The organism is Mycobacterium sp. 1423905.2, from assembly GCF_001673155.1.
GTDB lineage: Bacteria > Actinomycetota > Actinomycetes > Mycobacteriales > Mycobacteriaceae > Mycobacterium.
Genome location: NZ_LZLE01000035.1, coordinates 1 through 6,819 on the forward strand (window position 1 = coordinate 1; position 6,819 = coordinate 6,819).

Consider the following 6,819-nt stretch of genomic DNA (forward strand, 5'->3'; position numbering starts at 1 on the left):
GTCGCGGTAATTGGAGAACAACACAAAATTGCCGCCCGGCAATTGCAACGGCCCGCGCTCGCGCAGTTGGGTGCACAGCGGGTACGGGTCGGGCCGAGTCGCCGGGTCTATCAGCTGCAGCAGCAGCGTCTGCGCTTCGGCCTGCTCGGTCGGGCTGGTCGTCATGGTGCCATTGTGCCTGTCGCCGAGTTCGGGTCGACGAGCAAACCCGGTGGCGTGCGAAACGGCGCGTAACATCGTCGGACATGTCGGTGATCCGGGTATGCCGGTTGGCGGTTGTCGCCGTCGTCCTGGCCGGTGCGGTGGCGCTGTCCACGCCCAGCTACGCCTGCGCGTGCGGCGCCGCGATCACCCCGCCCGGCGGCCGCGCCTCCATGAATCACGAAGTGGCGCTCGCCCATTGGGATGGCGCAACGGAGACGGTGCTCATGCAACTGGCCATGGATGCCGCCGGCGACAATGTCGCTTTGGTGGTGCCGACTCCGACACCGGCCACCGTCGCGGCGGGCGACGGGGCCACTTTCCGGGAATTGGATGCGCTCACCGCACCGGAGGTCCGGCACGAGCGGCGTTGGAGTTTGGGCTGGGGCGCGGGTTCGGCACCGCGCGAGGGTGCGGTTGCCGCAAGCGGCCCTGCGGTAGTCGGCCAGGTGCAACTGGGACCGTTGGAGGCAACCACCCTGGCCGGCGGAGATCTGGCCGGGTTGCAGAAGTGGTTGACCGACAACGGGTATGCGATTCGACCGGCCGTGTTGCAGGCCATGGATCCGTATGTGCGCGACCGGTGGTCGTTCGTCGCTATGCGGTTGACGAGCACCGCTCCCCTAGCAGGAGGGTTGAGCCCCGTCCGGCTGACGTTCCAGTCGACTGCGCTGGTCTATCCCATGCGTCTGTCGATCGCCGCGCCGGGTCCCCAACACGTCACGGTATTCACCTTGTGCGAGCACCGCCAGCAACGCATCGACGCCGATGCGCGCAGCCAATCCACCGAAATCCAGTTCGCCGGCAACATCGCCGACGCCGTTCGCGATTCGGCGCTGCGTGAATTGGTCGGCAACCACGGCGGGTACCTGACCAAGACTCGCGTCGACATCGACCAGACATCCGGCATCACTTCGGATTTCGCGTTCGGCAACGCCCCGAACGACGATCCCCAGCGAGAGGTGCGGATCGTCGCCGACGATGTCGTCATTCCGGTGGAGGCGCTGGTGCTCACCGCTGTCGTGCTTGCGGCGATTGCCGCCACACTAGTCGTGTTACGGCGCAGACGGTCCCGAGCCTGAATCCGGCACGTGCGCCAACAACCGATCCAGAAAAAGGCGTTGCCCCGGTAGCAATTTCACCCGAGCTTGCGGCACCGCGAACCAGTCGACCCGATCGACTTCGGGGAACTGGCGCATCTTCCCCGAGCCCTTCGGCCACTCCAACTCGAAGGTGTTGCTGCGGGCGTCGGTGATGTCCAGATCGGCCCGCACCGCGAAAGCGGTGACCACCTTGCCGCCCGACTGTTTGACCGCGCCCAGGTCGATGCGCGGCCCGTCGGGCACCGGTAACCCGAGTTCTTCGGTGAACTCACGTTGGGCGGCCAACCAGGCGTCTTCGTCCTCGGTGTACTCACCTTTCGGAATCGACCACGCCCCCTCGTCTTTGCGGGCCCAATAGGGTCCCCCCGGATGGGCCAGCAACACCTCGACCAGGTTGCCGCGCAATCGGTAAAGCAAAACGCCCGCGCTCATTCTGGGCATGACGGTGCGGTCCCTTCAGACCCCGACGGCCTGTTCCAGATCGGTGAGTGCCGCTTCCAGGTGTGCGAGCAACCGCTGTAGGTGCGGCACGCTGCGGCGGCAACCCACCAGCCCGAAATCCAACTTGCCCGCGTTGTTGACCAGGGTGATGTTCAACGCCTGTCCGTCCGGAATGTTCGACAACGGGTAGCTGCCGTCGAGGCGGGCACCGGCGTAATACAACGGCTGCGCCGGTCCCGGCACGTTAGAGATGACGATGTTGAACGGGGGCCGAACCGTGGACAGAAAGCCCGGTACGCCGGTCAGCGTCAGCGGTGCCATGTTCAGCGCCGACCACGCCAGCACCTGGGTGCGGGGCAACTCGGAAAGCACCTTCTTGTTGCTGCGCATCGACTCACTGATGACCTGAATGCGCTGCGCAGGGTCCTCGAGGTGGGTCGCGAGATTGCACAAGAGGCTGCCCACCATGTTGCCACCGCGGTCGGCGTCCTTCTCGGCGCGCAGGCTAACCGGCACCATCGCGACCAGCGGCGTGTCCGGCAGCGCGTTCTGCTCAATCAGGTAGTAACGCAGCGCTCCGGCGCACATGGCCAACACGGCGTCGTTGACGGTCACTCCCGCGGCATTCTTGACGCTCTTGACGCGGTCCAGCGACCAGGACTGGGCGGCGCACCGGCGCGCTCCGCCGATCTTGACGTTGAACATGGTGTGGGGCGCGGCGAACGGCAGCGTCAGTTGCTGTTGGAACAGCGCGGCGCGTGCCAGCTTCAATGTCGAAGGACCAAATCCCGCAAGCGATTCCGCTGCCCTGACCACCGAGCCCCAGCGCGACGACGACGCAACCGGCTGTTGGCGCGGCGGCCTCGGCAGGCTCCACATCGCCCGCACCGTGGTGTCGTCCGGCTCCGGGGACAGGGTGCGCTGCATGAGCTTCATCGCCGAGACACCGTCGACGAGGGCGTGATGCATCTTGGTGTAGATGGCGAACCGGCCGTCCTTGAGCCCCTCGACGACATGCAATTCCCATAGCGGGCGATGCCGGTCGAGCAAGCTCGTGTGCAGCCGAGACGTGAGTTCCAGGAGATCGCGTACCCGTCCGGGCGACGGCAGCGCCGAGCGCCGGACGTGATAGTCGGCGTCGATGTCGTCGTCGTAGGTCCAGGCCAGTTGGGCGATCCCGCCGCCGAGGGTTGCGGGATGTTTCCGGAAAGTGGGCTGGAACTCGTCGTTGGCGATCAACGCGCGGTAGAACTTCCGGACGAACTTGCGGCCGGCGTCTTTGGGCGGGTCGAACAGGGACAATCCCCCGACGTGCAACGGACGCTCGCGCGATTCGGCGATCAGAAACATCGAGTCGGTGGGCGCCATCAGCTCCATGCGATCATTAGACCGCGACGCACCCTTGAGCGGTAGCGGTTCTTTCCCGCCTAGACGCCGTCGCCCGCCGGCAAGGTTCCGGCAGCGATGGCCGCACCGCAGGTGTGCCTCCTGGTATTGGCGGACAGAGCATTTCGGTTACGACGGGCCGGATAGTCGGCAGCGACGCCCCGCCTGACCGGCGGCCCGACACGAGCTACTCTATTGTCGGCTGGTGAAGAAGCGTTCCGCTCAACCATTTTCGCGACCGGCACGGCCCAGGGACCGCGCGGCGCTACAGACGGTGAACTTCTTCATGGCCGACATGCAGGCCGGTGTCGGACCGTTTCTCGGGGTGTTGCTGGCCGGCCGGGGTTGGTCCACCGGGGCTATCGGGTTGGTCACGTCGCTGGGCAACGTCGCGGGTTTGCTTGCCACCGCACCCGCGGGCGCGTTCATCGACGTCACCACTCGTAAGCGTGCGGCGGTGATTGCCGCTGGCGTATTCACCGTCGTGGCCTCGGCACTGATCCTGGTGTCCAACCGGTTTTGGGTGGTCGCGTCGGCCCAAGCTGCCAGCGCCATCGCCGGCGCGGTCATCGGGCCGGCGGTCATCGCCATCACTCTCGGAGTGGTGCGGCAATCCGGTTTCACTGCGCAGAACGGACGCAATCAGGCTTACAACCACGCGGGCAATATGTGCGGGGCAGCCCTGTCGGGCCTGGTGGGCTGGCAGTTCGGTTTCGGTGCCGTGTTCGGGCTAGCGGCGGTGTTCGCGGCCGTGACGATAACCGCGGTGCTGTTCATCCCGGCGCGGCGCATCGACCATGGCGCTGCGCGTGGCGCGACGGTCGACGAAAATGCCCATCAGACCGCGGGTTTTCGCGTCGTGCTGGAGTCTCCGCCACTGCTGGCGTTGGCTGCGGCCATCGTCCTGTTCCACCTCGGTAATGCCGCGATGTTGCCCTTGTACGGGCTGGCGGTGGTGGCCACCCGTGCCGACCCGTTCCTGACAGTGGCCGCCACCGTCGTCGTCGCCCAGGCCGTCATGATCGTCGCCTCACTGGCCGCGTTGCGGATCGCGCAGACCCGCGGCAATTGGCTGGTCATCCTGATCGCGTTTACAGCGTTGCCAGTACGCGGCCTATTGGCCGCCGGTGTCATCACCACCTGGGGCGTCATTCCGGTCCAGATCCTCGACGGCGTCGGCGCTGGGCTGCTCTCGGTCGCCGTCCCGGGAATGGTTGCTCGCCTGCTGGATGGCACCGGGCACATCAACGTCGGTCAGGGGGCGCTGATGGCGGCCCAAGGAATCGGTGCGGCGCTGAGCCCGCTGCTCGGCGGATTTATGGCCGAAGAATGGGGATTTCGCGCAACGTTCGCTCTGCTGGGCGCCCTGTCGATCGGGTCATTGATCATCTGGCTGCGCTACGTCGGCATTCTGCAGACCGCCGATCACCTTGCCGAAGCCGGCAACGACAACCAAACACAATGAATTAAGGGCGGCGACGGAGTGTCAACGCTGTGTCCTCAACGCTGCGGTTGCATCACAGGTCGCCTTGCATTGGAGCAGAAGCAACCGTTCTCGATCCGCCGCAATTGCGATGCTAGTCCGATTGCGTCAGAAAACGGCAATATGGCTGTCGGAATGGCGGAATCAGTCATCACCGCGCCCGCCCGACACCGATACTTGTGACCGCGATTCACATCTATTGTGCGTAGACTGCTCGGAGAGTTGACCAATCGCAACGAATGCAGGTCCTTCATGCACGATGGTGCTCCCGTAGGGGTCGAACTCGACCTCGCCGGTTTGTGGACCTACGTTCCCTGCCCAACCGTGGTGGTCGATCGCGCCGGGGTTGTCCGGGCTCTCAGTGACTCCGCGCCTTCGGCGCTGCCCGGCGTCGAATTGGGCGGCACGCTCGAGGACGCCGCGGCGTGGCTTTGGCTGGCGCATCGCGACCTAATCGGGACCCCGACGGGTACGGCGGCCGGTGAGAAGTTCGTGGCGTCGGGCACCGTGGATGGCCGCAAATTCGATGCACATCCGGCGATCTTGGCCGGTGGCGAGGTGGCGTGGTCGCTGGTCGAAAACACCGGTCAGTTGCTCCGCGAAGCGCAGCGGGCCCTGACCCGGGAGCAAGAGCGCACCGCGTTTCTGCTGGAAGCTTCTTCGGTGTTGACGGCGTCGCTCAACGTCGACCGCTGCCGGGAAGCAACAGTGCGGATGGCGGCACGCCATCTCGCCGATGCGGCGGTGGTCATAGCCCCGGTCAGCCGCGGCCGACGGCTACCCGTCTTCTATAGTGGCCCGGCCGGTGTCGTGGAACAGCGCAGTGTCGACGCCGATCCCGCTGCGGTCGGCGGCCTGAGTGAGGCGCTGCGCGGATTCCCGCCGGTTCCGTCGCGCTGGATCGACCCCGGGACGGTCCCGGACTGGCTCGTCCCGCAGGACTTCACCGGCCTGGTGGGGTCGGTGATGATCATTCCGCTTCCCGGTCACGGCGTTTCGGCCGGAGCGCTGGTGTTGCTACGGCACACGGACCAGTCGGTGTTCGGCGAGGACGACGAGGTGTTCGCCCGCTTGTTCGCCGCCCGTGCGGGCGCGGCGTTGTCAGCGGCCCGGCTCTACGCCGAGCAAGCCGCCATCACCCGCACCCTGATGCGCGACCTGTTACCGCCGCGGCTACACGGGTTTCACGGGATTGAACTGGCCGGCGGTTACCGGGCTTCAGAAGACTATGAGGTGGTCGGCGGCGACTTCTACGACGTTCACCCCGGCGCCACACCCGACGACGAAACGCTGGTGGTGCTGGGCGACGTCTGCGGCAAGGGTCTGGACGCCGCCATGATGACCGGCAAGATCCGTAACACTCTGCAAGCGCTGACGCCGCTGGCCGATGACCATCAGGGTGTGCTCCGGTTGCTCAACACCGCCATGCTTTCCAGTGAAAGCACCCGCTTCGCCACGATGGTGCTCGCGTCGGTCGCACACCAAGACGGCGAAGTGATGTTGCGCTTGACGTGCGCCGGGCACCCCCCGCCATTGATCGTGCGCGAAAACGGACAGGTAGAAGAAGCCGACACCAAAGGCACGCTGGTCGGCGCATTTCCCCGGATCACGTTGCAAACGTTCGAGACGAGCTTGGCACCTGGCGAGACGTGTGTGCTGTACACCGACGGCGTCACCGAAGCGCGCGGGGGCCCGCTGGGCCACGACTTCTTCGGTGAGGAACGACTGGCCACCACGTTGACGGGGTGCGCCGGAATGCCGGCCGAGGCGATCGTGGAACGCGTCTTGATGATGACGACGCAGTGGGTGGGGCAACGCGCCCACGACGACATCGCCGTGGTCGCCATCACCGCCCCGCGTCGCACTCACCTCAGCGCGGTGGACGGTCATACCCGCGGAAGGTACACCGCTTGAGCACTCACGACACCGACACCGCCACCCCCCGCGCTGCCGCTGCCGTTGACAGGCACCTTGTTCGTGATCGGCTTTGGGGAGCGGTCATCGACCGTGACGAGTATGCCGCCGCCGCCACCGTCTTCGCCGCCATCGACGCGGGCCTAGCGCCCGAGGACGCCTTGCTGGATGTGATCGCCCCGGTCCAGCAGAAGGTGGGCATCGAGTGGGCGGCCAACCGCATCACCGTCGCTCAGGAACACGCCGCCACCGCGATCAACGATCGGGTGATCGCCGCGCTCGCCCACCACC

The 6,819-nt window shown here is 66.1% G+C and carries 6 protein-coding genes; 4 read left to right on the forward strand and 2 right to left on the reverse strand.

Annotated elements, in window-relative coordinates; translation table 11 throughout:
* The first annotated feature begins 245 nt into the window (after window positions 1-245).
* On the forward strand, window positions 246-1,283 hold the full coding sequence (locus tag A9W95_RS02430) for a DUF2330 domain-containing protein (RefSeq protein WP_067409056.1): 1,038 nt from the start codon (window positions 246-248) through the stop codon (window positions 1,281-1,283).
* Here A9W95_RS02430 and A9W95_RS02435 read toward each other — a convergent pair.
* Window positions 1,257-1,745 (reverse strand): NUDIX domain-containing protein, encoded by a 489-nt coding sequence (locus tag A9W95_RS02435; RefSeq protein WP_067409057.1) that lies wholly within the window; start codon window positions 1,743-1,745, stop codon window positions 1,257-1,259. The two genes, A9W95_RS02430 and A9W95_RS02435, sit on opposite strands and share 27 nt — an antisense overlap.
* A 15-nt stretch (window positions 1,746-1,760) precedes the next feature.
* The gene (locus A9W95_RS02440; RefSeq protein ID WP_067409058.1) at window positions 1,761-3,122 is read right to left on the reverse strand and encodes a wax ester/triacylglycerol synthase family O-acyltransferase; all 1,362 of its coding nucleotides are present in this window, start codon (window positions 3,120-3,122) and stop codon (window positions 1,761-1,763) included.
* 214 nt (window positions 3,123-3,336) lie between these two features.
* Between A9W95_RS02440 and A9W95_RS02445 the strand changes: the two genes are divergently transcribed.
* The 3 genes from A9W95_RS02445 to A9W95_RS02455 form a co-directional block, all read left to right on the forward strand.
* Complete coding sequence (locus tag A9W95_RS02445) at window positions 3,337-4,596, forward strand: MFS transporter (protein ID WP_253851536.1); 1,260 nt, start codon at window positions 3,337-3,339, stop codon at window positions 4,594-4,596.
* 270 nt (window positions 4,597-4,866) lie between these two features.
* Window positions 4,867-6,528, forward strand: coding sequence for a PP2C family protein-serine/threonine phosphatase (locus A9W95_RS02450; protein WP_067409060.1), 1,662 nt, complete (start codon window positions 4,867-4,869; stop codon window positions 6,526-6,528).
* Window positions 6,525-6,819, forward strand: a 295-nt coding sequence (locus tag A9W95_RS02455) for a B12-binding domain-containing protein (RefSeq protein WP_172826534.1), incomplete at its 3' end; no start/stop codon positions are given. The genes A9W95_RS02450 and A9W95_RS02455, both read left to right, overlap by 4 nt.